The organism is Micromonospora sp. C28SCA-DRY-2 (genome assembly GCF_030519475.1).
Taxonomy (GTDB): Bacteria; Actinomycetota; Actinomycetes; order Mycobacteriales; family Micromonosporaceae; genus Micromonospora.
In genome coordinates this window covers 642,413-665,870 of sequence record NZ_JAUMKD010000003.1, presented here as the reverse complement: position 1 = coordinate 665,870, position 23,458 = coordinate 642,413, and the positions used below count along the sequence as shown (strand labels likewise).

General features: G+C 67.9%; 25 protein-coding genes and 1 pseudogene. 17 read left to right on the top strand and 9 right to left on the bottom strand.

What is annotated here, in order from left to right:
* Positions 1 to 133 precede the first annotated feature (133 nt).
* The 4 genes from Q3W71_RS16635 to Q3W71_RS16620 all read left to right on the top strand — a co-directional run bounded on the left by Q3W71_RS16635 (position 134) and on the right by Q3W71_RS16620 (position 4,231).
* Complete coding sequence (locus tag Q3W71_RS16635) at positions 134 to 778, top strand: DUF998 domain-containing protein (RefSeq protein WP_302920246.1); 645 nt, start codon at positions 134 to 136, stop codon at positions 776 to 778.
* Positions 779 to 785: 7 nt separating this feature from the next.
* Positions 786 to 1,928 carry a sensor histidine kinase gene (locus Q3W71_RS16630; RefSeq protein WP_302920245.1) on the top strand — a complete coding sequence of 381 codons (1,143 nt, stop codon included), beginning with the start codon at positions 786 to 788 and terminating at the stop codon, positions 1,926 to 1,928.
* Entirely contained in the window at positions 1,925 to 2,602 is a 678-nt protein-coding gene (locus Q3W71_RS16625) for a response regulator transcription factor (RefSeq protein WP_302920244.1), read from the top strand. Before Q3W71_RS16630 ends, Q3W71_RS16625 begins: the two co-directional genes overlap by 4 nt.
* A gap of 1,176 nt (positions 2,603 to 3,778) precedes the next feature.
* Positions 3,779 to 4,231, top strand: a complete 453-nt coding sequence (locus Q3W71_RS16620) for a hypothetical protein (RefSeq protein ID WP_302920243.1) — start codon at positions 3,779 to 3,781, stop codon at positions 4,229 to 4,231.
* Here Q3W71_RS16620 and Q3W71_RS16615 read toward each other — a convergent pair.
* Positions 4,221 to 4,607 (bottom strand): hypothetical protein, encoded by a 387-nt coding sequence (locus tag Q3W71_RS16615; protein ID WP_302920242.1) that lies wholly within the window; start codon positions 4,605 to 4,607, stop codon positions 4,221 to 4,223. The two genes, Q3W71_RS16620 and Q3W71_RS16615, sit on opposite strands and share 11 nt — an antisense overlap.
* A gap of 516 nt (positions 4,608 to 5,123) precedes the next feature.
* On the opposite strand from Q3W71_RS16615, the gene Q3W71_RS16610 reads away from it, so the two are divergent.
* The 5 genes from Q3W71_RS16610 (at position 5,124) to Q3W71_RS16595 (ending at position 10,149) form a co-directional block, all read left to right on the top strand.
* Entirely contained in the window at positions 5,124 to 5,354 is a 231-nt protein-coding gene (locus Q3W71_RS16610) for a hypothetical protein (protein ID WP_302920241.1), read from the top strand.
* 215 nt (positions 5,355 to 5,569) lie between these two features.
* A complete protein-coding gene (locus Q3W71_RS30975; protein ID WP_368050746.1) occupies positions 5,570 to 6,472 on the top strand; it encodes a hypothetical protein in 903 nt (300 codons plus the stop codon).
* 542 nt (positions 6,473 to 7,014) lie between these two features.
* On the top strand, positions 7,015 to 7,674 hold the full coding sequence (locus Q3W71_RS16605; protein ID WP_302920239.1) for a hypothetical protein: 660 nt from the start codon (positions 7,015 to 7,017) through the stop codon (positions 7,672 to 7,674).
* A 313-nt stretch (positions 7,675 to 7,987) separates the two neighbouring features.
* Positions 7,988 to 8,422 carry an SDR family oxidoreductase gene (locus tag Q3W71_RS16600; RefSeq protein ID WP_302920238.1) on the top strand — a complete coding sequence of 145 codons (435 nt, stop codon included), beginning with the start codon at positions 7,988 to 7,990 and terminating at the stop codon, positions 8,420 to 8,422.
* A 38-nt stretch (positions 8,423 to 8,460) separates the two neighbouring features.
* On the top strand, positions 8,461 to 10,149 hold the full coding sequence (locus tag Q3W71_RS16595; RefSeq protein WP_302920237.1) for a serine hydrolase: 1,689 nt from the start codon (positions 8,461 to 8,463) through the stop codon (positions 10,147 to 10,149).
* A 250-nt stretch (positions 10,150 to 10,399) separates the two neighbouring features.
* Here Q3W71_RS16595 and Q3W71_RS16590 read toward each other — a convergent pair whose 3' ends face one another.
* Positions 10,400 to 10,747, bottom strand: coding sequence for a hypothetical protein (locus Q3W71_RS16590; protein ID WP_302920236.1), 348 nt, complete (start codon positions 10,745 to 10,747; stop codon positions 10,400 to 10,402).
* Positions 10,748 to 11,389: 642 nt separating this feature from the next.
* Between Q3W71_RS16590 and Q3W71_RS16585 the strand changes: the two genes are divergently transcribed.
* Complete coding sequence (locus Q3W71_RS16585; protein WP_302920235.1) at positions 11,390 to 11,929, top strand: hypothetical protein; 540 nt, start codon at positions 11,390 to 11,392, stop codon at positions 11,927 to 11,929.
* Between the two features lie 30 nt (positions 11,930 to 11,959).
* Complete coding sequence (locus Q3W71_RS16580) at positions 11,960 to 12,130, top strand: hypothetical protein (protein WP_302920234.1); 171 nt, start codon at positions 11,960 to 11,962, stop codon at positions 12,128 to 12,130.
* Between the two features lie 46 nt (positions 12,131 to 12,176).
* On the opposite strand, the gene Q3W71_RS16575 is transcribed toward Q3W71_RS16580, so the two are convergent.
* Both Q3W71_RS16575 and Q3W71_RS16570 read right to left on the bottom strand, forming a co-directional pair.
* On the bottom strand, positions 12,177 to 13,412 hold the full coding sequence (locus tag Q3W71_RS16575) for a DUF5979 domain-containing protein (RefSeq protein ID WP_302920233.1): 1,236 nt from the start codon (positions 13,410 to 13,412) through the stop codon (positions 12,177 to 12,179).
* Between the two features lie 210 nt (positions 13,413 to 13,622).
* Positions 13,623 to 14,186 (bottom strand): TetR/AcrR family transcriptional regulator, encoded by a 564-nt coding sequence (locus Q3W71_RS16570; RefSeq protein ID WP_302920232.1) that lies wholly within the window; start codon positions 14,184 to 14,186, stop codon positions 13,623 to 13,625.
* A 99-nt stretch (positions 14,187 to 14,285) separates the two neighbouring features.
* On the opposite strand from Q3W71_RS16570, the gene Q3W71_RS16565 reads away from it, so the two are divergent.
* The 3 genes and pseudogenes from Q3W71_RS16565 to Q3W71_RS16555 all read left to right on the top strand — a co-directional run.
* Positions 14,286 to 14,642: a nuclear transport factor 2 family protein gene (locus tag Q3W71_RS16565; RefSeq protein ID WP_302920231.1), complete on the top strand. Its 357-nt coding sequence runs from the start codon at positions 14,286 to 14,288 to the stop codon at positions 14,640 to 14,642.
* A 50-nt stretch (positions 14,643 to 14,692) separates the two neighbouring features.
* Positions 14,693 to 14,926, top strand: a complete 234-nt coding sequence (locus Q3W71_RS16560) for a hypothetical protein (RefSeq protein ID WP_302920230.1) — start codon at positions 14,693 to 14,695, stop codon at positions 14,924 to 14,926.
* A gap of 198 nt (positions 14,927 to 15,124) precedes the next feature.
* Positions 15,125 to 15,301 (top strand): annotated as a pseudogene (locus Q3W71_RS16555) (transposase); the annotation flags it as partial.
* Here the strand turns inward: Q3W71_RS16555 and Q3W71_RS16550 are convergent.
* Positions 15,299 to 15,901: a TetR/AcrR family transcriptional regulator gene (locus Q3W71_RS16550; protein WP_302920229.1), complete on the bottom strand. Its 603-nt coding sequence runs from the start codon at positions 15,899 to 15,901 to the stop codon at positions 15,299 to 15,301. The pseudogene Q3W71_RS16555 and the gene Q3W71_RS16550 sit on opposite strands and share 3 nt — an antisense overlap.
* A gap of 99 nt (positions 15,902 to 16,000) precedes the next feature.
* Between Q3W71_RS16550 and Q3W71_RS16545 the strand changes: the two genes are divergently transcribed.
* Positions 16,001 to 17,203 carry an MFS transporter gene (locus Q3W71_RS16545; protein WP_302920228.1) on the top strand — a complete coding sequence of 401 codons (1,203 nt, stop codon included), beginning with the start codon at positions 16,001 to 16,003 and terminating at the stop codon, positions 17,201 to 17,203.
* A gap of 536 nt (positions 17,204 to 17,739) precedes the next feature.
* Here the strand turns inward: Q3W71_RS16545 and Q3W71_RS16540 are convergent.
* The 4 genes from Q3W71_RS16540 to Q3W71_RS16525 all read right to left on the bottom strand — a co-directional run bounded on the left by Q3W71_RS16540 (position 17,740) and on the right by Q3W71_RS16525 (position 21,076).
* Complete coding sequence (locus tag Q3W71_RS16540) at positions 17,740 to 18,846, bottom strand: winged helix DNA-binding domain-containing protein (protein ID WP_302920227.1); 1,107 nt, start codon at positions 18,844 to 18,846, stop codon at positions 17,740 to 17,742.
* 58 nt (positions 18,847 to 18,904) lie between these two features.
* Positions 18,905 to 19,747, bottom strand: a complete 843-nt coding sequence (locus tag Q3W71_RS16535; protein ID WP_302920226.1) for an NAD(P)H-binding protein — start codon at positions 19,745 to 19,747, stop codon at positions 18,905 to 18,907.
* 520 nt (positions 19,748 to 20,267) lie between these two features.
* Positions 20,268 to 20,675: an SRPBCC family protein gene (locus Q3W71_RS16530; RefSeq protein WP_302920225.1), complete on the bottom strand. Its 408-nt coding sequence runs from the start codon at positions 20,673 to 20,675 to the stop codon at positions 20,268 to 20,270.
* A 44-nt stretch (positions 20,676 to 20,719) separates the two neighbouring features.
* Positions 20,720 to 21,076 carry a VOC family protein gene (locus Q3W71_RS16525; RefSeq protein WP_302920224.1) on the bottom strand — a complete coding sequence of 119 codons (357 nt, stop codon included), beginning with the start codon at positions 21,074 to 21,076 and terminating at the stop codon, positions 20,720 to 20,722.
* 293 nt (positions 21,077 to 21,369) lie between these two features.
* On the opposite strand from Q3W71_RS16525, the gene Q3W71_RS16520 reads away from it, so the two are divergent.
* Positions 21,370 to 22,149, top strand: a complete 780-nt coding sequence (locus tag Q3W71_RS16520; protein ID WP_302920223.1) for an AraC family transcriptional regulator — start codon at positions 21,370 to 21,372, stop codon at positions 22,147 to 22,149.
* A 463-nt stretch (positions 22,150 to 22,612) separates the two neighbouring features.
* Positions 22,613 to 23,407, top strand: a complete 795-nt coding sequence (locus Q3W71_RS16515; protein ID WP_302920222.1) for an endonuclease/exonuclease/phosphatase family protein — start codon at positions 22,613 to 22,615, stop codon at positions 23,405 to 23,407.
* Positions 23,408 to 23,458: the final 51 nt, after the last annotated feature.

The following is a 23,458-nucleotide window of genomic DNA, read 5'->3' as shown; positions in this document are numbered from 1 at the left end:
CCGGGTCGGGCTCAGCTGAGTGTGGCCGAGCTCCTGCCTACTTCTTCTGGTGTATGCCGTACTCGAATGGCGCAGTTCAGGATCGCTCGGTTTGGACGACGACCGGACGTGTTTCGCCACATAGCTTTTGGGCATGGCGAACACACTTGTTCAGCGAATCACGGCCGGCACGGCCGGCGCGGTCCTTCTCATCATCGGCGCTGCGGATGTTCTCAACCCCCAATATCATCCGTTCAGCGAGACGGTCAGCCGTTATGTCAACGGCACTGCTGGCTGGCTCATCCCCGCCGCGATTCTGGGCATGGGGCTTTCCTCGTTGTTGCTGCACTCGCTGTTGCGGCGGCTGCCGGGGCGGCGGGTGGGCAAGGGGGCGCTGGCGCTCTGGACCGCTGGGTTGACCGTCGCGGCTGTCTTCCCCGCCGATCCGCCGGGCCGGTGGAGCCGGCCGTCTACCTCGGAGATGGTTCACGGGCTGGCAGCATGGCTGGCCTTTGCCGCCTTTCCGGTGGCGGCGGTGCTGCTCACCAAGCCGCTGACTGCCCACGTGGGCCGTGGGCGCCGGTGGCTCATCGCCGCAGCGGCGGGATCGGTGCTGGGGACGGTGGCGCTGGCGGTCTTCATGGCCGATGTCATGGATGGGCCCTCGCTGGGTATCGGCGGCGTCCCCACCCTCCTTGGGCTGGTGGAGCGGCTGCTGCTCGGGGCGAATCTGGCCTGGATCGCGCTGGCGGCAACGGCGGCCACCCGGGCACCGGCCCGCGCCTCGGCAGCGGAATGATCACACCATGCGCATGGAACGGATCACCGACTTGGTCCTGGCGGCGGTGACCGTCGTAGCATTGCTGGCCGGGACAGCGCTGGCCGGGGAACCGGTGGGGTATTCCGCCACGGTGCCGCTGGCCGTGGCCCTGGGCTTGGCGGTGCTGCTGCGCCGGTGCCGGCCGGTGGGGTTGCTGATCGTCAGCGCCGCGCTGATCGTCGCGATGCGCACGTCGGGACTGACCCATACCGGGTGGATCTGGCCGGCCGCGGTGGCCTACTTCGCGGCCGCCGCGGCGGACCGGCCGGGCCGCACGGGCCAAGCGGGGGTCGGCTGGGCGGCCGGTGTGGGCCTGACCGTGCTGGCGATCGCGGCGAACTGGGAGATCACGGTGCAGGGCCGGGATCCGCAGGCGGTGCTGGGCGCCCTCGGTGCGGAGCTGCTGTCCCTGATAGCGATAGTGAGCGCAGGTGTCGCCTACCGTAACCAGCGCCGGTGGCGGGCTCAGCTCGCCGAAAGCACTCGGGCCCTGGCGCTGCAACGGACCGCCGAGGAGCGGTTGCAGATCGCGCGCGAGTTGCACGATGTGGTGGCGCACACCCTGACCGTTGTGGGGCTGCAGTTGCGGGTGGCTATGGAAGCCGTCGATGACTCCCCAGGCGAGGTGCGAACCGCCTTGCAAGCGGCCCAGCAGGTGCGCAGCGAGGCGATGTCCGACCTGCGTGCGTTGATCGCCGTGCTGCGGGACGGCGCAGCTGGTTCCGAGCTGGCTCCGTCGTCCGGACTGGAGGGCCTGGCTCCGCTGATCGGCCAGGTGCGCGCCGGTGGCCTGCACGTCGCCTACCGCGCCGAAGGCGACGTGAACACCGTGCCCGCTCCGGTGGCACGGGCCGTATACCGGGTCGTGCAGGAGTCACTGACCAACGCCATCCGGCATGCCGGCGCCAGTGCCGCAACGGTAAGCCTGAGCTGCTCCGACGGATGGGTGACCGCCGAGATCAGCGACAACGGCACCGGGCCGACGGGTGACTCTGTGGCCGGTGCGGGCCTGCGCGGCATGCGCGAGCGGGTTACCACCCTCGGCGGCACGTTCGCTGCCGGGCAGGCCGGTCCGCACGGTGGATACACCGTGCGGGCCAAGATCCCTGTGCCAGACTCACGGCCATGACGATCAAGGTGCTCCTCGCCGACGACCAGGCGCTGGTGCGGGCCGGGTTTCGCAGCCTGCTGCGGCGGGCCCGTGACATCGAGGTCGTCGGCGAAGCCACCACCGGTGAAGAGGCTGTGCGCGCAGCGAAGGCGCTGCGGCCAGATGTCATCCTGATGGACATCCGCATGCCGGTGCTGGACGGGCTCGAAGCCACTGAGCTGATCACGTCCGATCCCGCCCTGACCTGCACAAGAGTCATCATCCTGACCACGTTCGAATCCGATGAACACATCTTCGCCGCTCTCCAAGCGGGTGCCAGCGGCTTTCTCACCAAAGAAGTCGAGCCTGTCGAGCTACGGCAAGCGATCACTGCGGTCGCGGCCGGCGATGCCCTTCTGTCGCCGAGCGTCACCCGGCGCGTGATCGAGCAGTTCGCCCATCGTCCCGTCCTGACCGGCAGCAGCGGCCATCGGCTGGAGCCACTCACCGAACGCGAGCGGGAAGTGGCGCGGCTGCTGGCCACGGGCCTGTCCAACGAGGAGATCGCTCAGCGGTTGTTCATCAGCCCGCTGACCGCCAAGACGCACATCGCCCGGGCCATCACCAAGCTCGGTGTCCGTGACCGGGTCCAGCTGGTCATCCTCGCCTACGAAACCGGCCTGATCCAGCCCGGCTCCGGATCACACCCGTAGCGGCCTTCAGCTGCCTGCTGATGCCCGTCGACAAACGGCCGAAATTGACACGGCCGGCGCCTGAACTACTGGAATGCGGTTGGGTTCTGCCATCCGGTCCACCAGCACCTTCCTCGGCCGACCTCGGTCCGACAGCCAGGCGGTCATGCCGTCCCCCTCGCACAGCATCCGATCAATGGCTGAGGCGGCCTGACGAGCCCGCGCCGGTAGGACGTGGCCTCAGGTCTCGGCTGTTACTCGGATCGTGGAGTGCCCAAGCAGCTCCATCGCCGTCCGCCGCTCCTCGCCCTGGCCCAGGAGTGTGGCCAAGGCGTGCCGCAGGTCGTGCACTTTGATGCTGGTCGGCGTGGGCTTGCGCGCAGACTACGGGCAAGGCTGTCCAGCCCGTCCTGATCGATTCGCGGGTCCGCAACCAGGTCCAGGTAGTCCCGCGGTGTCCGTTCCCGTGAGAGCAGCGCGTCGATACCCACTACCGGCTCCGTCGCCGCTTCGTTTGAATCGGCCTCCGCCGTCGTCTTGTAGACCGGAGCGCCTGGGCGGACGAACCTTCCTCCCGGTGCGTCGAGTATCCACGCCACCCGTCCTGCGGGGCGCTTCGCGTCGCTACGCGGATGGTCTGTCGCCACCCGTGACCCCGGCTGGGAGTCGAGGAGCCGGCACCTATCGGGGTAGCGAGACCGGATTCTCCGCTGGTGTCCAGCAGCGGCCGTCATTCGTCGACACTATCCAGGGCTTTCTGTGTCAACGCCCAGCGCCAGCCCGTGCTTGTTGATTGCGATCACCGTACGGCAGTTCGCCATCCGATCATCATGCAGGCGCTGCGGCACGTGGCTGTACAGCCATCCGGACAGCCCAGCCCAGCCAGGAGACAGGCACAGGTAGCAAGCGACCGTAGCCGCCAAGTCAAGCGGTTCAGCGCCGATGGCCGACGCTGGCCGTCAGCGGTCTTGATCTTGCACGGCCGGGTGCTGCGTGGCTGTGGCGTGCCCGTTGCGTGCCCGTTGTGAGGGGAGCCGCGGGGTCAACGGCGGTCAGTTCCTGGACTTCGCGGCCGGCACGGCAACGCAGGTCAAGCCAGGTCTTTGCCGAGCCAGTTCCGCCCGTGTCCTCACTTCCTAAACCGCGTGACGTCCGTCGGCCAGCGGCCCTGCCAGGCAGGTTGATAGAACAGGCGGCGTGGAGATCACCCAGTTGCGCCGAGCCCTGGACGACGTCTTCGACCAGGCCGTGCTGTACCACGCCTTCACCGACTACATGCGCGACTACGAGGTCATCGTCTACCTGACCGCCTCCCCAAGCACCGGTATTCGGCCGACGCACCTCCGATACCTCTTCAAGTTCTGCGTCGAGGCCGAGGTGCGCACTGCCTTGAGCCCAGAGACCTGGCGCGAGTCGTTGGACGAACGGCTGACGGACCCGGAGATCGGGCCGGATCTCGACGGCTACGTGTGGGCCGTGAGGTGGCAACCGCTCTATCCCGGAGCGGAACTGATCACTGACTCGCGGCGTGCGCAGGCCTGGGCAGAACGAGTCGGAATCGACTTTCACGAGGTCCGTATCGAGAGGCCAGCGCGTTGCACCGAAGCAAGGCTCGACCATATAGGTGTGACCGCTCACGCTACTTATTGAGGTCTGCCCATTGTGCCTGCGTAGGCAGCCCTCCGCATTCGAGCCGCTGAACGATCGCCTGCTTTGTAGTCAGGTCCAAGGCCTCGGGCAGTTGGTCAAACGAAGGGGGCCAGATATCTAGCAACGAGAAGACTTCCTGGCCATCGCGCATCGTCAGCAGCAGCATGCACCGCCAGTGCGGAGAGAACTCGGGCCGTCGGCCGGCTCGGTGCACCATCACGGGGCGTAGATAGTGCACTGCTTGCGGAGCAAGATGCTCGGCGAGCCAGCCGTGGCCGTGATTGCGGTTGAACCCGTACTCAATCGCCTCGGCGTCGAGCCGGATGAGCTCGGTGGTGTCGAGCGCCTTGACGGTTCGCGGAACCCTGGACGACACGCCAGGAGTCTTCCACGCGGTCGGCCGGATTCCAAGATCAAAGGTGAGAGGTCGAACCTCGGCCAGCAGCGACTAAACGCCGATGCCAAGCATCTACCGGGACGGCATAAGACGATCGAAGGACAGGCGATCGAAGGATCGCACTGTCGAATTGGCCTCGTGAAGGATCAGGGCGGCCCGCAAAGCGGGCCGCGCCGGCTCGGCCCCGGCCTGCTGGCGACCTCCGGCCGGCACCGCCGGGCCGGCCGGCCACGCTTGGGACTACCAAGACCTTGAAGACCTCGGGGCACTGCCCCGAACCCCGGCCCTCCTCAGAGATGCCGCGTGCGGATCACCTCGCCGGGCACCACAAGGGCTACCAGCCTCCCCGGACGGGGACAAGGTCGTTCGTCCGATAGGGCGCTCCACCTTGGCCCCGTCCGGGGGAGGCTGGACGGGCTACGACTGCCCGACGAGGAGATCCTGCTCCGTCCGCAGCCTTCCCTGCTTATTGCGCCAAGGCCGCACACTCGGTGCATGGGCACGATCCAGGACCCAAACCCCGACCGCGACTGGTTGAGACGCAGCTACGTGGATACGAGTACCAACCCGTACTCCATCGATTCGCGCACGGAGATGATGGGCCGCCTTGCTGAGGGCACCGGAGGCAGTCGGGTGGCCCGTGCCGTCATGCGCGCCGTCGCCGGCATCGCGCTGGTCGGGATCGCCTTGTCGATCGTCCTAGGGGTCCTGGACCTAATGGGGTAAGCCGGACCGCTCCGGTGGGCGGTCCGCATCTAGTCCGCAAGAGGTCGACGGACAGTGGGGGAGTGGTGAGAGATGTCGAGAGGTGTTTCCGCTGCTAGAACGCCATACGCCGAGGTCGCTGAGTCGCGCATCTTGATCTCATAATCCACTTGTCGCCGGTGGGCCGGCGGTAGCTTGCCCTCTTCGATCCTCAGGACGCCTCGCAACGGGTCGAGGTGTACGTCGGCGTCGTAGGCGAACCAGGTGAGGAGCAGTACCAGGTGACTGTATGCACCCCTGCCGCCCTGGCCGACCTACTGGTCCGGCAGCCCTTCCTGGTGGGGCGGCACGCTGTTCGTGGCAGAGTTCTCGCCGGCGCCCGTCGAGGCAGCCTTGCGCCAGTGATCGGGAACGTCGAAGCGGCCAGCCGGACCGAGCTCGCTGCGAGAAGGTCGGCGGTGTTGGTCTTTGGGAGTTTGAGGACTACGACGGCTAACAGGCGCTGCTGGCCCTGCAGCCGGTACAGCCATCCGTACAGTCAAGCCGGTCGACGGCGCTGGGCTCGGGCCGACGCAAGGCGACGAGGTGAGCGGGCCAGCCGCAGTGATCGCCGGTCGACAGGAGTCTTGATCTTTGCAAGGCAGGGGCCGGCGACTGACTCCGGCTGGCCATCCCGGCGAGCACCCGGCGTGCAATTAGCGTGCCATTGGGCGAGGACGACGGAGTCAGCCGAGCCCACGAGAGACTGCCGAGACCAAGCCGCCAAGCCGGTGCCCTGCCGAAGCTCGACAGTTTCCGAGCTGACAGTCAGGGTCCCGGAGAAGACGAGGCGGACAGCTCGACCTGGTCGCGGTGTACACGGAACTCGTCCAGGCTGTCCTGGTCCTCCAGGTGGTCGACGGCGGTGGGACGAGGAGTGTCTCTCGGCCGTCCCTGCCCATCTCAACCTGAAGCAACTGGCAGCGGATGTGAGCCGGTGCCGGGAACGTCGTGGCTGGCGTGGGTTCGTCTCCGTGGAAGAAGATCGCAATCTTGCCTTCGAAGACCCTCGGTTGGCCGCCAGCATCGACCAGGCGTACCCGCACCCAGTCCGGAAAGTCGTACTCGATCAGCTCGACGGCTTGGACCTTCAGCAGTGACCATGCGGCGGCCTCCCGCTCATTCGTCGCATGATGCCAGAGCTGCTTGCCGAGCTGACGGCAATCACAGCGGCGATGACAGCAACCGATGACAGCAACGGCGCTGGACGAACCGACGCGCAGCGGACGTGTAGATCGCCGCGATCAGCAGTTGCCGACACTCCTGCACCGAGCCGGTCAGTCCGGCCAGGCTACGGATCAGAGGGTAGCTGGACAGCGATCCGTACAGCCAAGCCCGCCGACGGAGAAGGCCCGGGTCGAGGGGGCGACATGGCGAGCAGGTCAACCTCAGTCAACGACGCTAGCCGATAGCCGTCTTGATCTTCGCAGGGCACTGGTCGCCCGGTCGGGGTCTCTTGACGCATGACGTACCGGTGATCACGGAGCAGGAGGCAAGACGGACGGCCGAAGCTGTGCTGCAGGACATGTCCTCGATGCCGGGTGTGCCGCATCTGGTGGCAGGAGGTCGGCGCCGATACACCCGATGAGCCGGACTCGGCTCGTGTCCGGTTGACGAAGGAGCCCGTGCGATCATCGGGGCCGTGAGCGACTGGGAGCAGTTCCTTGACGAGGTGTCATGGTTCCTCCGCCCTGGAGAAAGCGCCGCGGTGGGCGAGGCCCGACCCTGGGCCCGCGGCTCGATCGATGGTCTGCCTGAGCTGTCCGCGTTGCTCGCCTCGGCCACGGTCACGCCTGTGTCCGTCGGAGGCACCGACTTCGAGTTGCTGGCATGGGGATCATCCGGCCATCGGCGGGGATGGCTCTGCCAGCCACCCCGAGAGCAGGAGGGCGATTACGTCGCGCGGACCCACATGAGCTTCTGGAAGGCCTGCGGTGGGATCGTCGAACGGTTTAGCGAGCCGACCACCTGGTGGACCAATCAGGACGAGGTGCTCACGGTCGGGGCAGCGCACGTACGGATCGCGGACGCACTCAACGACTATGCGTGGCTCTGGGAAGATACCGGCCTGGAGTTGCCTATCGACCCAGATGAGTACTACGCAGTTGCGGTAGAGGCCAACGGAAATCTGACGCTGGCGCATCGCAACGACGGCCACCTACTGCTATTCGCGCCGGACCATGATTTCGCCGGTGTCACACCAGTGGTGGGCTTCCCACCGTACTCACTGCTCACGATCGATGGTGTGCCCGACCTCGCGACCTGGATGGAAGCGTGTGCTGCGGTTTGGCGGTATCAGTAGGCCGACAGCGCGCCCACACCGGACCCTTATGGGGCTATCAGGACGGTGGTGGATGGCGACGCGGTTGTGCGCAGGATCCAGGCGAAGCACCCGCAGGCAGATGTTGTCTCGCCGATGGCCTTGACGGTCAGTGACGATGCTGTCTCGGTCCGCCTCATGGTTGCGGATGAGAAGGCGACTCACCAGGCGCTCGTAGGATAGGTCCGGACGGCTGGGGGTCGGGTTGTCCGGATCTACTTTGCGGAATCGGTGACTGGGTTGGTCGCTGGATCGGTATTGGTCGCCCGTAGTTCCCCAGCCGAAGGACGACGCCATGGAGTTGTTCTTCCCGCTCCTTGCCCGCTCTGCGAGCCCGGCTGCCGAGCCGTGCGCCTGCCCTGTCCGGCCAAGAGGACATCGATCCGTTCACCCAGGAGCGGCGCGGGGTGCCGTCGGGCGGCCGGGCGACGCGCGGGAGGTGGCCGCCGTGGTGGCGCTGCTCGCCTCGCCCGCCGCCGCGTACGTCACCGGCGCGTCCTGGCCGGTCGACGGCGGCATGTTGATGATGGGGCCGCAGGCCAACACACTGACCTCGCACACTGGCGGTCGGTCCAGGGATGACGTGACAGCCCCCCGCGGACGGGCCGTCCCTGAACGGCACCGTCCGCCGGGCCGGGCGGGCACGCACGCCGCCTCCCTCCCGCGGCGGGTCGTCGCACATCCCCCGGTGGTCGCCACCGGGACCGTCCAATCTCGAATACTTCAGTAGAGTTTCCCCGGCTAGATCAATTGGACGGGGAGACTTCGTTGCGGACAGTCAGCAGGAGAACGTTCGGAAAGCTCGTCGGCGCGGCCGGCGCCGCTGGTGCCGCCGGTGCCGGTGCCGGCACACTGCTCGCCGCGCCGGCGTACGCGGCGGACGGATGGGTCGCCACCGGCACCGCGGTGGCGGCGCTGAGCAGCTTCGACGACACCATGAAGTCGTTCATGCAGGCGCGCGGGGTCAGCGCCGGGCAGCTCGCGGTGGCGTACAACGGGCGGCTCGTGCTGGCCCGGGGCTACGGCAACAACTCGGCGGAGACGATCCAGCCGACGTCGCTGTTCCGCATCGCGAGCCTCAGCAAGTCGCTCACCGCGGCGGCGGTGCTCCGGCTGGTGCAGGACGGCCTGATCGGCCTCGACGATCCGGTGACCTCGGTGCTGGACTTCATCCCGCCGACCGGCCAGTCCGTCGACCCGAGGCTGCCGCAGGTGACCCTGCGGCGGCTGCTGCAGCACCTCGGCGGCTGGGACCGGGACCTCGCCTTCGACCCCCTGCACGGCCGCGACCACGTCATCGCGCAGGCGCTGGGCGTGCCGCTGGAGCTGCGCAAGGAGGACGTCCTGCGCTACATGTCCGGCCAGCCGCTGCAACACGATCCCGGCAGCACGGTGGCGTACAGCAACTACGGCTACTTCCTCGCCGGCCGGGTCGTCGAGAAGGTCACCGGCATGTCCTACGAGGCGTACGTCAAGCAGAAGCTCCTCGCGCCGCTGGGCATCACCCGGATGGCGCACGGGAAGGCCCTGACGCGGCTCACCGGCGAGGTCGGCTACCGGTCGCAGTACACCGGGCGCACCGTCCTGGACGACTCGGGTGCCATCGTGCCGGCCCCGTACGGCACCTTCAGCATGAGCCTGCGCGACGCCAACGGCGGGTGGGTCGCCTCGGCGGTCGACATGGTCCGCTGGGCCACCATGCTCGACGGCGCCGGTGGCGTGCTCGACGGTGCCTCGCTGGCGAAGGTCACCGCGGTGCCGTCGACCGGCGTGAACGGCAACGGCTGGTACTACGGCCTCGGCTGGGCCGTGCGCCCCTTCGCCACCAGCGGCGGGACCAAGTACAACGTCTGGCACACCGGCAGCCTGGCCGGCACCTACACCCTGCTGGTCAAGAGCTACCAGGGCATGAGCTGGGCGGCGCTGTTCAACCAGCGCGACGACCCCTCCGGCCTCAGCTACGGCGACATCGACAGCGCGCTGTGGGCCGCCTCCCGTCAGGTGACCAGCTGGCCGACGCACAACCTCTGGTCGACGTACTTCAGCCCGTGGAGTGCGGTGGTGGACAACACCACGGCCGGCCGCTTCACCGCCAGCACCAACTGGACCGTCGCGTCCAGCCTCGCCGGCCGGTACGGCACCAACTACCGCCGGGCGGCCCCGGTCGCCGCCAGCGACGTCGCCTGGTACAAGGTGAACATCCCCGAGACCGGCACCTACCGGGTCGACGTCTGGTACCCGGCGTCGACCGGCAACAGCGCCGCCACCCCGTACATCGTGGCCACCTCGACGGGCAACAAGACCGTACACGTCGACCAGCGGAGCAACGGCGGGAAGTGGCGCTCCCTGGGCACCTTCACCCTCGTCAAGGGCGACGGCAACAAGGTCGGTGTGAGCCGGTGGACCTCGGGCACCGGCTACGTGGTCGCGGACGCCGTACGGGTCACCCGGGTCTGAGCACCGCCGCCGGGCGGACCGGCGTGGCCCGCGGTGGGCCGGCCGACGGGCGCGGGCGGCAGCTCTTCGTACTGCCGCCCGCATCTCGCGTGGGCCCGCCTGAGGGCGGGCCCACGCCGCTGGGCGACTAGACGGCACGTTCCGAGGTCATCCGGAGCCAGGGAACGCCCACTCGAACCACGCCGGAAAGGTGTGCCCGATGACCGACCTAGCGCCGAGCCGGCTCGACCCAGCGAGCTGGGATCTTCTTCTAATCCCCAGGCCGCTGCCGGTCCCGGCGAATGAGCAACACAAACACCGCAGCGCTGGCCAATGATATCGCCGCCATAATAAGCCCGCTCGAGCGCTTCTCTGGCCGACCGGCGAGGATGGCTACCGCGAAAACACCGGTAATGATCGAAATGGCTGCTGACGATCCCCGGTTAACCAGATGATGATGTCGACGATCGGACTCAATCATCGCCGCGCGCTCAGCCTCGCTTCGGTCGGCCAACCCTGGTCCGAAGCGTGACGGGTGACCCATCAGAAAGAGAACCCCAAGCCCTGCGACGATAACGACGGCCACGAGGACTGACTTCAACACCGTCGTGAGTTCCATCGTTGGCAAACGTACTAGAGATCGAAGCCAGGAGGAACAACACAGGGAGCTGGCCCCGTAAGCCGCAAGCGGTTGCAACTCGCAAGCGGCTGCCGCCTGATGTCAGTCTAGGCCCCAACGTGCCGCTCAGTGACAACGAGGAGCCGGGCTTAACCTGCTTGCGTGCCCGTTGGTGTGGGCGACGGCGGTCAACAGGGTCAACCTCTGAAGGCGGCAGCCAGTGTGGCGGCGCAGGTCAGGCCAGCTCATGGCCGAGCAGTCGGCCGGTGTACCGCAGCCTTCCTCGCCGGTTGCGCCGCCTGAGCAGCACGGTGTTCGGGTCGCGGATGCTGTCGGTCACGTCACCGATGATCGCCTCCGTGGTGATCCGGGTCCTGGCACCCGGGCCCAGCTCACCCTCACTCCGCAGACCGTGGACATGCGGCAGGCGGCGGACTGACTGACGCACTGGACCGTCGCCACCGGCATCGAAGGCGTGGTCAGCAAACGGTCGACCGGCCAGTACGAGCCTGGCCGGTGCCGCTGGTGGACGTACGGCGAGCAGCTGTTCGAGCCGGCCGCACCGCTGCGGCAGCTCGCGGTTCAGGAACACCTAGACGCCCGGGGTCGGGACCACGACAGTGGTCGGCGCGGTGACCATCGTTGCCGTGGGAGAACACGATCACCGGCACAGAACTCGCAAGCCACGGCTACGTCGTGGTCACGGTGGATCATACCTACGACGCGTTCAGCGAGTTCCCCGACGGCCGGCTCACCGTCCCCGTCGACGGCATGTCCTTCACGCCATGGGACTCCTCCGACGACATGCGGTTCGTCCTCGACCGAGTCGAGGAGCTCGCCGCCGGTCGCAACCCCGATGCCCAGCGCCGTCCGCTGCCGGCCGGCCTGGGTGCCGCGCTCGACCTGCGTCGCATCGGCATGTTCGGCTGGTCGAAGGGCGCCACGGCGACCGCTCTCGTCATGAACACCGACCGGCGCGTCCGGTGCGGGCTCAGTTTCGACGGGCCGATGGAGTCGGCGCCGCCGGTCACCGACCTCGACCGGCCGTTCATGCTGATGACCGCAGATTTCACCCGGACCGCCGAGCCGAGCGTCGCCCAGTTCTGGTCGAGCCTGCGCGGATGGCGCCTCAACGTGCATGCCGAGGGCGCGGCTCACGGGGCGTACTGCGACCGCCAGTGACTGATCCCGCAACTGGCGAGGTTCGTCGGGATGAGCGACGAGGACCTCGCCGGCTGGGTCGGCACCTTGAGCCCGGCCCGGGCGATTCGGATACAGCAGGCGTACCCGCTCGCGTTCTTCGACCTGCACCTTCGCCACCAGCGGCAGCCCCTGCTCGAAGGCCCGAGCCCGGCCTACCCGGAGGTGCGGATCATCGCTTGAAACGCATCGATCCTGACGCCGGGTCCGCGTCAACCCGTGCGGCTGGTCACCGTGCTTCGATCCGGCACCTGCCCCGCAGCGAGCGCGCGAGGAGCAGCATCGCCGACCCGGAGGCGATGAAGATGCCGGCGAGGGCGACGACCTGGCCGGTGGGGGCGCCGGTCACCGGCAGCCCCGGTTCGCTCGGCGGCGTGTTGGTCACGGTGACGGTCACCGTCTGCTGGTTCTCGACGGTGAACAGCGGCGGACTCGACGTGGACGGAGCGCCGTCGACGGAGTACGAGACGGTCCAACCGGCCGGGACGATCTCCTCGACGCGGCAGAGCGACTCGGCCGTGACGGTGACGGCATCGGCCGGTCCACCCGTGGCGGGCAGCGACACCGTCTGGCTGGACGGCGTGTCGCATTCGACCCGGGCGGTGAAGCTCGCTGGCGGCGAGGTGGGCGCACCAGTGATCCGTTTGACGACCTGAACGGTGCCCGTCTGCACTGCGACCCGGGAGAAGTCGTTGGTTATCGTGCCGCTGACGGTCGTCCCTGGTGCGATTTCCACTGTGGAAGGTGAGCCGGTCACCACCGTTCCAGCGGGGAGCGGCTGTTCCAGCTCGACGACGGTGCACCTGTCACCGGCTACCAGGTCGGGGATGACGACGGACCCGCCGCCGCTTTCGAAGGTGACGTCGGCGATGCCGGTCTGCGGGCAGTTCACTCTGACGGTGTAACTGTCGGGAAGCGGTTGCGCCGAGCGGCCCAGTGGGGGAATCACCAGTTTTCTGACCAGCAGCGACCCGGACGGCAGGGGTCCGGTGTGGTAGCAGACGAACCAATGGCTGATGTCAGGAATGTTGCCGCCCTCGGTCCGCGGGGAGATGTAGCGCTGCGGCGGCGGCAGGGTCGGTGGCAGGACGGCCGGGTCTCGGTAGACGTTGTACCCGTTGCTGCCCTTCACGACCACGGCGTCGACGACCACGCCGCCGGTGACGCCCGCCGGGGTGATCGCGACATTCAGCGCCTGCCCCTGAGGTAACGACTCGACGGTTCCGGCCACGAAATCGTCGGCGGAGTCGCTGTCGTCCGGTGCGCCCATCTGGAGGGCGTCGGCCTCACCGACCTGGGCACAGGTGGTCGCGTTGCCCTCGTGAAACTCGGCGCGCGGGTCAGAGGGAAAGGCCCGCAGCTGCGCGTACCCGGGGGACGCGGCGAGCGTGGTGGCCCCGACCACCACGGCGGAAACCACACTGGCCCGGATACCTACCCGTATCCGGCGTTGCCGCAGGTTCATTGTCGATTCCATTCCCTCGGTTCAGGTTCGTCAGTGACTGCCGATCCTGTACAGCGCCCGCAGTCGATTCCTAGCCACCGCGCGCGTGCTCTCTCCAGATCAGACACCCCATTCGTGACACCAGGAGGTTACGAGTCCGGGGAGAGCCTCCGATGCGGAATCGGAAATCCGGTCGCGGGAAGTGCCGCCGCGCCGGGTGACGTTGGAGTACTAACGCGTCGAGTACGCGTTGAGGAGCAGGTTCAGCTCCCGACGGAGCTCGGCTTTCGCCGTAGGGTCGCGCGCGAGCAACAGACCCGCCTCGCAGAGCGCCCCGACCAGCAGGTGGGTACGGGCCTCGATATTGCCCCCGCTCGCGCGCTCCAAGCCGCGGCGCAGCAGGGCGACGAGGTAGTCGTCCTCGATGCGGCGGACCTCCTGCCAGCCGAGGACCGCCGGTCCGTCCAGCAGGATGATCTGCCGCACGGCCGGGTCGAGACAGGCGTCGAGAAACGCGGCGCAGCCGGCCCGGATGGCCTGCCAGGGGTCGGCCGTCCCGCCGGCCGCGGCAGCCAACCGCTCCACGAGCCGCTGCTCCTCGCGTACGAAGACCGCCCGGAACAGCCCGATCTTCCCGTCGAAGTGGTGGTACACCGCTCCCTTGGTGACCCCGGCGGCGCGTGCGACGTCATCGATGGAGGTGGCCGAGTAGCCGTCGCGGCCGAACAGCCCGGCCGCCGTCTCCACCAGCCCCGAGGTCGTGGCCTCCGTCCGCTCCGCCTGCGTACGCCGCATCCCTGCTCCCTCCACTTGACATCACATACTACGGGTACGTAACTTCCAACCCGCAAGTACGTACCTTGAGTACGTATCTTTCTAGCTGAGGAGATGGCGATGCCTGACTTCGTCGAGCGGTGGGCGGCGGCCTGGGGTGACCCCACGCCGGAAAAGATCCGTACCCTGAGCGATCCGGACATCGTGCTGACCTGGCCGGGTCTGGCGGAGCCGATTCGCGGGGCCGACGCCTGGGCGAGCCGGGTCGCCGGAACCCTCCAGCGCTTCCCCGACCTGCGGCTCGAGGTGACGGACCACGCCCAGCGCGACGACCTGCTGTTCATCAGCTGGCGGGCCCGGGCGACCGTCGCCGGTGTCGCCATCGAGTGGCAGGGCATCGACCGGATGCGGATGCGCGACGGCGTCGTGACGGAGTCCCTGGTCGCGTTCGACACCGCGCCGCTTCGAGCCGGCTAGTCGCAACGCCGCGCGGTCCTTGCCAGGCTGGGGCGGCACGACGAGGGGACGTGCGGTCGAAGGACGCAGCGGTGGGGTGGTCGAAGACGTTCGTCGACATCTTCATCGACGCCGGGTTCGACGTGGAGGTCGACGTCCGCCGGGCGTACGAGGGGCCGAAGGGGTCTGATGTACGTGGGGAGCCGGCTGTGGTGGCCGGCTCCCCTGACTCCTTGGTCAGCAAGTACATCAGCAACATCTTCAGCAAGCCCGGGATGCCGCCATCGGACGAGGACAACCTCTGACTGCTCGCGTACCTGTGTCCTCCGCGCAGCATCATTCAAACCGGTGAACGGCGGCATGCGGCACGCTTGAGCGGTGGACGTGGGGACCGTACGGGCGAGGGCTACCACGAAGTGCTGGCGCTTCATCGGATGCTCGCCGCGGCATGTCAACGCGCGAACGGGGGACAACGGCGCCGCGAGTTCGGCCCGCCGTGTGGGGGTTCAGCGGGTGGGTGCGGCCGGCCGCCTGCCTTCGATCTGAGTCTGCCGGCAGCGCCACGCGGTCGAGTGCGGCATCAACCGCCTCAAGCGCCACCACGGGCTGGCCACCCGATACGAAAGCTGGCTGTCCGCTACGAAGCCACCATCCACGTCACCGTGATCCACGAGTGGCTACCCGCACCTCGAGACACTGCCCAGAGACTGGACCGCGACGTCGATCGCAGTGGCAAGTCGTGCCCGGTCGTGGCCCGCGCGCTCTCGTACCCGCAGTCCGAGTACCGTGGTGAACAGCAGTTCCACGGCGGCGTCGATGTCGAGGTCGGCGGGTAGTTCGCCGCTGCGACGGCCCTCCTGCAACAGCGTCCGCAGTGCATGCCGAGTGACCTCGAAGGCGGCCTCGGTTCGCTGGCTGACCTGGGCGTCGGTGGCGCCGAGTTCGGTTGCTGTGTTGACCACGAAGCAGCCTCGACCGGACTCGCTTGCCTGCGGGCGGGAGACCAGCCACAGCATCCATTCTCGCAGTACCTGGCGGACCGAACGCCCTGCGGCGTCCAACCGCTGCTCGGCCTCGGCGGACTCGGTCGCCCGATAGTGGTCGAGCGCGCGCAGGAACAACGTGTGCTTATCGGTGAACGTGCGATAGAGGCTGCTGGGAGTGAGTTCGAGTTCGGCGCCCAGATCACGCACGGAGGTGGCGTTGTAACCGCGGCGCCAGAACAATTCGGTCGCCCTGATGACCGCGTCCTGCTCGTCGAACTGTCTGGGGCGTGGCATGCCCGTCACCCTACCAAGCTTGTGGAGCGACCGCTCCCATACTAGGGTCCCTTCTGGCATACGGGAGCGATCGCTCCCGTATAGGTCGAGGAGGTATCGGTGACGACGACAGAACGAACCGCTGACCGGGCGACCGAGCAGCAGGCGCCACGGAGGAGTCGCTGGCTGGCAGTCACTGCGGTTGCTCTGGGAACATTCCTGTTGGTGACCGTCGAGCAACTGCCGATCGGACTACTGACCTCCGTCGGATCGGCCATGTCGGTCTCCGAAGGGACGGCCGGGTTGATGGTGACCGTGCCCAGCCTGGTCGCCGCGGTCGCGGCACCGCTGGTGCCGGTACTCGTCGGCGGGATGGACCGGCGACTGCTGCTGCTGGGCCTGATGGGGCTGATGACCGTCGCGAACGTGGCCTCGGCCCTGGCGCCTGACTTCGCCGTGCTGGTGTCCTCTCGGGTGCTCGTCGGGGTGGCGATCGGAGGCTTCTGGGCCGTTGCCAGCGGCTTGGCCGTCCGACTCGTGGCTCCCGCGTCTGTACCACGGGCCACCGCGGTCATCTTCGGCGGTGTCGGAGCCGCGAACGTGTTTGGCGTTCCCCTTGGCACGCTGCTCGGCGACTTCTCCGGCTGGCGTTTCGCCTTCGCGACGCTGAGCGCCCTGGCCTTCGTCGCGCTGCTCGCTCTGCTGGCAGTGCTGCCACCGTTGGCCGCGTCCCAGCCCGTCAGCCCGCGGCTGTTGGCCGAGCAATTCCGCAACCCGGGTGTCCGCGTCGGCATCCTCGCGACATTCCTCATCGTCACCGGCCACTTCTCGGCGTACACCTTCGTGAGCCCGGCACTGCAGCAGCTGTCGGGGATCGACGAACGACTCGTCGGTCCGCTGTTGTTCGGGTTCGGTACGGCCGGCATGGTCGGCAACTTCATCGCTGGCGCCGCGTTGGCGCGCAACCCGCACCGGACCGTGCTGGCCATCGCCGTCGCACTGACTGCCGCGATGCCCCTCTACCTGGTACTGGGCGGGGGACCAGTCGGCGGCGCGGCACTGTTGATCGTCTGGGGCCTGGCCTTCGGCGGAGTGTCGGTCGGCCTGCAAACATGGATGATCAAGACCGCGCCTCAATCCGTGGAAGCGGCCTCCGCCCTGTGGGTGGCGGTGTTCAACCTGTCGATCGGGCTCGGGGCGCTCACCGGCGGCGTCATCGTCGACTCGCTCACCCTCCAGGCAGTCCTGTGGCTCGGCGGCGCCTGTGCTCTGGCAGCAGCACTGGCGGTCTGGAGCGCCCGCACCAACAAAGACCTGCTATGACCAGGCGTCCGCAGCGGCTCCGGGACTTGCTGCGAGAGCGGATCGCGGTCGTCACGGCCGTCGTGCGAGCCCTGTCAGTGGTGCTAGGTCCTTGTTGAGGCTGGTCCGAGCCATTCGATGGTGGCGCTGTGCACCGTGGTGTGGTGCCGCACGACGAGCTTGTTCCAGCACGTGGCCGCTTGGTGTTGCGTTCCAGCTGATTGACGCCCCATTCAGTGGCCGGGCACTGCCCGTATGCGGGGTCGAAGGTCGGCGGCCGGCCGCCCTTCCACCCCGCTGCGTGGGCCGTCGGCTTGGCCGGTCTTCGTGGGAATGGCCACGGCGATACCCCGGCGGGCCAGGTGCTGTCTTGCCTGGTTCGCGGGCCGCGCGGCGATCGGCTGACCGGTCAGCGTCGCCACAGCCCGGGCGCTGTCATTGAGGGGGCCACACCTACCAATGGCGCCTCGTCCATCTCGACTTCGGCGATGGGCAAAGGTCGACGGCACCCCGGGTCCTCGACGCACATCCGCAGGCGCTCAAGGGGGTGGCCACCGTCAGGTCCCGACCGTAAACCGGTGCCAGCGGATGTCGTGGCGGTCCTCAGGCGCAGCGAACGCGAGTAACCGGACACCCTCGATCTGAACCTCGTCGCGCTCGGTCGCGTTGAGTGGCCGGAACGGCTCTATCTCCAGATTCGCTGCCCCCGTATCACGATGAAGCTTCCACACGCCCGCCACCTTCCCGTCCATCAGGAAGGTGGCGCGCATCCCGTTGCGCAAGGTGACTCGTTTGCGGGCCTCCTCGGAGATCACGCGGCTGCGATCGGCGTGAGAGGCCAGTAGGTTGTCGTATTCGGGCAGGAAGCGAACCGGCGCGTGGGCGTCGGCGCCCGGGCGTGGCCCGTCCGGGAGGTCGAACAATTCCACGCCGCACTCGTCGCGGAAGACCGCGAGCCGGGGCCGCAGCCTTTCGAGGATGGGACGCAGGCGGGTTCGACCGGCCCAGGTCTGTACATCCTTGACCGACGCCGGGCCGAACGCGGCAAGGTAGCGCAGCACGACCCGTTCACAGTCGGCGACCGGGGCGGGCTCGGCTCCGGTCCAGCCGGCCGCCGTCGCGTACCGGGTGGTGCCGCCGATGCCCCAGACGGCGCGTGGCGGCACTTGTACCAGGGGTACCAGGTTACGCACGACGGCGGCGAGTGCGCCGGGTTCGCGATCCGGCCACCGCTCCCGCAGCGCCACGCCGAGCTGTGTCGGAGTGAGGTGCTGTGCGTCGAGTAGCGCCTGGCCTGCCTCCGCTACGGCCGCGCGGTGCAGGCCGGTCAGCGCCCTTTTGAACGCGCTGTCCAGTTCCCGGTCGAGCGCGGGCTGCGCCCAGGGCCGCAGCGCGCGGTAGTCAGCGATGGTGACCAGGTGGATAGTGCTGCGCATCAGCGCGATCCTTACCAGGCGGCGTCCGGTCAACGCCTTCACCAGGTCGGTGGTGCGGAACTCGCGCAGTCTGGTCCAGAGCCCGAAATAGGGCGCGTACGGTGCCTGCGCCTGCATGCCGACCAGTTGGGTGACCGCGCCCTCGGTGGTCACGTCAGCCCGTTCGAGCAGCATCTGACGGGCCAGCAGGGCTCGCCCCAACTCCCTCTGGCTCAACACGCGTGCCACCGTGCGTCCCCTCTCCATCCCGCGGCAGGGGCGGCGAACGCCGCCCCTGCCGGATCGATCAGCCAGCGAATTCGGCCCGGTGGTCCGCGGCCCACTGCGCGTAGGTACGCGCGGGATGCCCGGTGATCTGTTCGATGACGTTGTTGACCGGCGCTGGTTTGCCGACCGCCTCCGCCATGAGGCCAAACAGTGCCGCCAGGAACTCGCGGTCCATGAACTGGCTCATCTGCTCCAGCACTGGTTCCGGGGCGAGGTCTTCGACGCTGAGCGGGCGCCCGAGCGTCTCGCCGAGGATGTGGACCTGCTGTGCCTGGGTCAGCGACTCGGGGCCGGTCAGGTCGTAGGTTCGTCCTTCGTGCCCGCCGCCGATCAGGATCCGCGCGGCCACCTCCGCGACGTCGCGTTCGTGCACGGCGCTGAACGCCGCCTTGGTATAGGGCGCGCGGATCACGTCGCCGCCCGTGAGCTGCATCCCGAACGTCAGCGAGTTGATGGCGGGGAAGAGCAGCCGCAGGAACGTCCACTCCATGCCGGATCCCTCGATGGCCCGTTCGACGTCTCGGTGGTACTGCGCGATCACGTTGGGTTGCCGCTCGGCACCAGGGATGATGGCTCCGGAGGAGAGAAACACCAGCCGCCGTACGCCGGCCGCGTTCGCGGCCGCCAGCAGCGGGGCGACGTCCATGCCGTATTGCAGGACCAGAAAGGCGACCTCGACGCCGGCCAGCACTCCCCGTAGCGTCTCCGGCTTGGTCAGGTCGCCACGGACGACGTCGACGCCGTCCGGAAGCGCTGCCCGCTCCGGAGCGCGGGTCAGTGCCCGAACCGGCGCGTCGGCGCCGAGCAGTTCCTCTACTACCTGACGTCCGAAGTGGGCAGTGGCCCCTGTGACGAAATACACGAGAGGGATCCTTTCGTCGGAAATGTACGGTGGCGCAGGATTGGGCTTGCGGAGGAAGCCGCGCACCTTGGTCGACGACCGCCGGGATGGCGTCGAAAGCAGATCGGGATGGTGGCGCACCGCGAAGTGCCACCCCGGTTGTGAGGGCGCCACGCGAGCTAGACAGGCCGAGGGCTGTGGGTTCCCCGGCACGCTGGCGGCCGGGGTTGCTCGTCGCTCGCGGTAGCTGTCCTGCGGGGCCGCGCCGCTGTGGGTAACCACTCGGCGGACCTCAGCTCGCCGCGCTCCTGATCGGGTCGGCCGGTCAGCCTTATCAGGCGCGGGTCCTGCCGGCCTCGTCTGACAGCGACAGGTGCGTGAATTCACCCTTCCCGTCCCAGTCCATGCCTGTTGGCTCGACTCGACGAGTCGAGCCAACAGGCTCCGCTGCGGGTCACGGGTCGCATGGTTGGACGGGTGGACCGTCGAGGGGTCCGGTGTATGTGTTGGCCGACCTGAGAAGGGTTCCCGCTGGGGTGCGTCAGGTCGTCTCGGGTTCCAGCGTCTGTTTGATGGCCTCCATCCCGTGGATCATGGCCGTTTCGATGGGTTTGGCGAGATCGTGGGGTAGGACGTCGTGAATCCAGATCAGTCGGCAGCTGTGCTCGTCATCGGCGACGACCTGCATAGAGGCGTTGTCATGGGTCGGACTCAGGGTGCCGCCGACGACCGAGTAGACGATCCGGCGAGCGCCGTGGTCCAGGGACACGAGCCGTTCCCGGGCCACGGCGCCATCGGCGAACGTGACGACCCGGCAGTCTCCGTCGAGGCGAGTGTCGACGACGTAACCGGATGCCATGCGGGTGGGACCGGCTTCGAAGTCACCGATCACCTTCCAGATATCGTCAGCGCTGGCTCTGATCGAGATTTCCTTGCTGAGTGACGCCATCTCTCCTACTCCTATGGAACGTGGTGCGGCAGACGACCCGGGACTCAGTCGCCGGCAGCCAGGCAGAACAGGTGCCCCTCGGGGTCGGCGAGCACGACCCACTCGTCGCCGCCGGGTTGAAACGCGGGCTTGGTCGCGCCGAGGGCGAGCAGTTCCTTGACGGCGTGTTCGACATCGGCAACCTTGAAGTCGAGGTGAGCGTGCTTCGCCGGGTCGGGCCAACTCGGCGGCTGGTAGCCCTCGACGCGCTGGAATCCGAGCTGAACGGGGCCGCCGAGGTAGACGCAATCGGCATCGCTGTACGTGATCTCCCAACCCGTGACCGTACGGTAGAACTCGGCGAGCGGGCCAGGTGCGCCGCAGTCGATGACGACGGTGGTGAGTTGCGCAAGTGCGGGCATATCGATAACTCCTTCGAGGCGCAGAACCACTCACAGCCTTGTCCAGGCGGCACCCAACGTCTTGAAGATCCTTGCAAACGTCCGGGTCGACACCCACAATCTCGCCGGCGGCCTCAAAGCCCGCCACATAGGGTGCCTGCGGGCCTCCGCCATCAGTTCCATGCGTCTGCATGACGTCAGCGACGTTGACCCCGGCGGGGCGCCCGCGCGGATCAGATACTCGCTGGGCCCCGGGGTGGGGCGGCGACGATGGTCGTGAGAGTCAGATCCGACCCGCGTCTATCCTGGCTGTTATGCGGAGCAGCGTTGCCCTCGCCCGCCACCCCGACTTCCGGATCGACGCCGTGTTCTGCCGGGACGACCACACCGACTGGTCCGCACCGGAACCCTGCCCTTCATACGGCTTGGTGTTGACACGTCGCGGCGGCTTTCGGCTACGCGGGCGGGGCGGCGAGGAGTTCGTCGACCCGACGGTGGCCTACCTGACGGTGCCTGGCGAGGAACAACGCTTCGCCCACCCAGCCGGGGGCGACGAGTGCACCTCCCTACATCTGTCGTCGCAGCTGTGGTGGGAACTTTTCAACGGGCGGGCGGCGCCAGCCGTGGTCCACCTCGACGCCCGGATCGACCTGGCGCACCGCCTGCTGCTGCGCGCCGTAACCCGTCCCGACCCGGACTTCGCCATCGCCGAGCGACTCGTTCGGCTCGTCGGCGCAGCGGCAACGCCCGCCAACGGCGTGTCCGAGCGAGACCGGTCGCTGGTAGAGGCTGCCCGGGCGGCGGTGCACGACGACGCTCCCGAAGCCGCCGGTCTGCTGCCGTTGGCCCGCTCACTCGGGGTGTCGCCATACCGGTTGAGTCGGTCTTTCCATGCGCTGGTCGGGGTTCCGTTGACCCGCTACCGGAACCGACTGCGGGTCGGCCGGGCACTGGACCTGCTAACCGCAGGCGCGGAGCCGGCGCGGGTGGCGATCGACGTGGGTTTCGCCGACCAGGCGCACCTGACTCGGACGGTCCGCGCGCATGTCGGTCACACCCCAGGTCAATTGCGCCGGTTGCTGCGTGATGGCTGATACCGCCCGGCGCTCGGCTCGATCGCCCCGGTCAACACTGAGTTAATCAGATAAGGGGTCGTACAGCTCTCGATGGCGATGGTCTGCACGAAGGGTCGGATCTCCTTGTTTCCGATGTCGCACGCCATGACCACCGTGCCCTGCCGGCCCTATCAGCTCCACCAGCGCCTTTCGCCTGCTCGTGAGCCGGTAAGGCGAGGGCCACCGCGGCCCTCACCCCGCAGGGACACGCCGAACACCATCCGTCAGGGGCGCCAGGAATAGTGATGCTCCCTGGCCGCGCACGCTCATATCGAGATCCGCGCCTCAGCCCTGGCGTTAAGGAAGAGCGACCTGTCGACACCGCCTACGTCGCGCAGCCGACCCCGCCCAACCCGCTACTGCCCCCGCGATCTATGGTCGAGTCGCTCCCTGGCAGACCGATGAGTGCGAGAGATCAACCTGAGACGGCGGGTGCATCGCTGTGCGGATCGTGAGTGTGAACGCCTGGGGCGGCGCGCTGTTCGACGAACTTCTCGCGTGGCTGCCCTGCGCCGGGGCCGACATCGCCTGCCTGCAGGAGGTAACTCGGACGCCAGGGCTGACCGGATGGACGCGCTTCGAGGACGGGCAACGCACGCTGCCCCAGCGTGCTGATCTCTTCGATGACGTCCGCAGAGCGTTGCCGCGCCACCAGGCCACCTTTGTGGCCAGCGACTCCGGCCCGGTGCATGACAGCACCGGAGCCCGCCATCGGCAAGATTTCGGTCTGGCGACCTTGGTGGGGGAGCACCTGCCCATCATCGGTGTCGACTCGGCCTTCGTGCATGGGCAATTCGTCGACCATATTGAGTGGACGGTCGGTAATCGGCCTCGTATCGCGCTCGCCGTGCGTACGGTTGATCGTGCTGTCGGCCGGTCTGTGTGGGTCGTCCAGGTGCACGGGCTGCGCGATCCGATCGGCAAGACTGATACCCCGGCACGGCGTCGCCAGGCCGAGCGGCTCGCGGAGCTCGTCCGCCGGACACGCGAGCCTCACGATCTGGTGATCGTCTGCGGAGACTTCAACCTACTGCCCGAGAGCGAGACATTCAGCGTGCTGGCCGAGGTCGGCCTCACCGACCTGGTAGGCATGGCGGACACACGGACCTCGCACTACCGCAAGCCAGTACGACACGCGAGCTACATGCTCGTCTCCGATACCACCGCCGTCAAGCGGTTCGAAATCATGGCCGAGCCGGAAGTCTCGGACCATCGTGCACTGATCCTCGACATCTGACCCGGCTCCCCGGCAGCACTGAATCCCGAACCGGCAACCAACGCTCTCACA

Coding starts and splice junctions, on each gene's coding strand:
- Q3W71_RS16635 (WP_302920246.1), top strand. CDS start 134: ATGGCGAACACACTTGTTCAGCGAATCACGGCCGGCACGGCCGGCGCG.
- Q3W71_RS16570 (WP_302920232.1), bottom strand. CDS start 14,186: ATGCGGCGTACGCAGGCGGAGCGGACGGAGGCCACGACCTCGGGGCTG.
- Q3W71_RS16565 (WP_302920231.1), top strand. CDS start 14,286: ATGCCTGACTTCGTCGAGCGGTGGGCGGCGGCCTGGGGTGACCCCACG.
- Q3W71_RS16590 (WP_302920236.1), bottom strand. CDS start 10,747: ATGGAACTCACGACGGTGTTGAAGTCAGTCCTCGTGGCCGTCGTTATC.
- Q3W71_RS16575 (WP_302920233.1), bottom strand. CDS start 13,412: ATGAACCTGCGGCAACGCCGGATACGGGTAGGTATCCGGGCCAGTGTG.
- Q3W71_RS16550 (WP_302920229.1), bottom strand. CDS start 15,901: ATGCCACGCCCCAGACAGTTCGACGAGCAGGACGCGGTCATCAGGGCG.
- Q3W71_RS16580 (WP_302920234.1), top strand. CDS start 11,960: ATGAGCGACGAGGACCTCGCCGGCTGGGTCGGCACCTTGAGCCCGGCC.
- Q3W71_RS16630 (WP_302920245.1), top strand. CDS start 786: ATGCGCATGGAACGGATCACCGACTTGGTCCTGGCGGCGGTGACCGTC.
- Q3W71_RS16625 (WP_302920244.1), top strand. CDS start 1,925: ATGACGATCAAGGTGCTCCTCGCCGACGACCAGGCGCTGGTGCGGGCC.
- Q3W71_RS16525 (WP_302920224.1), bottom strand. CDS start 21,076: ATGCCCGCACTTGCGCAACTCACCACCGTCGTCATCGACTGCGGCGCA.
- Q3W71_RS16610 (WP_302920241.1), top strand. CDS start 5,124: ATGGGCACGATCCAGGACCCAAACCCCGACCGCGACTGGTTGAGACGC.
- Q3W71_RS16530 (WP_302920225.1), bottom strand. CDS start 20,675: ATGGCGTCACTCAGCAAGGAAATCTCGATCAGAGCCAGCGCTGACGAT.
- Q3W71_RS16520 (WP_302920223.1), top strand. CDS start 21,370: ATGCGGAGCAGCGTTGCCCTCGCCCGCCACCCCGACTTCCGGATCGAC.
- Q3W71_RS16600 (WP_302920238.1), top strand. CDS start 7,988: ATGGAGTTGTTCTTCCCGCTCCTTGCCCGCTCTGCGAGCCCGGCTGCC.